The sequence below is a fragment of the Vibrio sp. 2132-1 genome (genome assembly GCF_033344315.1).
The window spans coordinates 1-680 of record NZ_JAWPON010000376.1 but is presented as its reverse complement, the minus strand read 5'-3'; the positions used below and the strand labels follow the sequence as shown (position 1 = coordinate 680).

Genomic DNA, 680 nt, shown 5'->3' with positions numbered 1-680 from the left:
GCTTTATGAGCATTTGCCTCTGCTTGGCTCTGTCATCAAAACCATTAAGCAAAGGTTGGGGCGATGAACAGTGTCGTTTTAATTACGGGGGCGACCTCCGGGATAGGTAAACAGCTGGCTCTCGACTTTGCTGAGTATGGTTCGCGTGTCATCGCATGTGGACGCAATGAAGCTGTACTTGCCGAGCTAGCGGCAACTTCTTCATCTATTGAAACGCTGAAGTTTGATGTAACCGATTATGAGGAGACGAAGCGAGTACTGTCTTCGCTTAAGACGATTCCGGATACATGGATCTTCAACGCGGGTGATTGCGAATACATGGATGATGGCATTGTAGATGCGCAACTTATGGCGCGCGTGATGAATGTTAATGTCGTAGGTGTAGCTAACTGTATAGAAGCTTGCCAACCGTATTTTCAGCGAGGGCACCGCGTTGTCATTGTTGGCTCCATTGCCTCCGAAGTCGCGCTGCCAAGAGCGGAAGCGTACGGCGCGTCAAAAGCGGCAGTGAGCTACTTTGCGCGCACGCTCGCTGTGGATCTTAAGAAGAAAGGCATCAAAGTGATTACTGTGTTTCCTGGGTTTGTTGAAACGCCCCTAACGGATAAAAACACCTTTGAGATGCCTATGATCATTTCAACCAAGCAAGCGTCTCAATTATTGAGAAAGCAGCTAGCGGC

1 protein-coding gene is annotated in these 680 nt (G+C 49.0%); it reads left to right on the top strand.

Annotation, left to right across the window (positions count from 1 at the left end; genetic code table 11):
• Positions 1-63 precede the first annotated feature (63 nt).
• Positions 64-680 (top strand): SDR family NAD(P)-dependent oxidoreductase (locus R8N47_RS25525; RefSeq protein ID WP_318186142.1); only part of this gene is annotated, 617 nt, incomplete at its 3' end.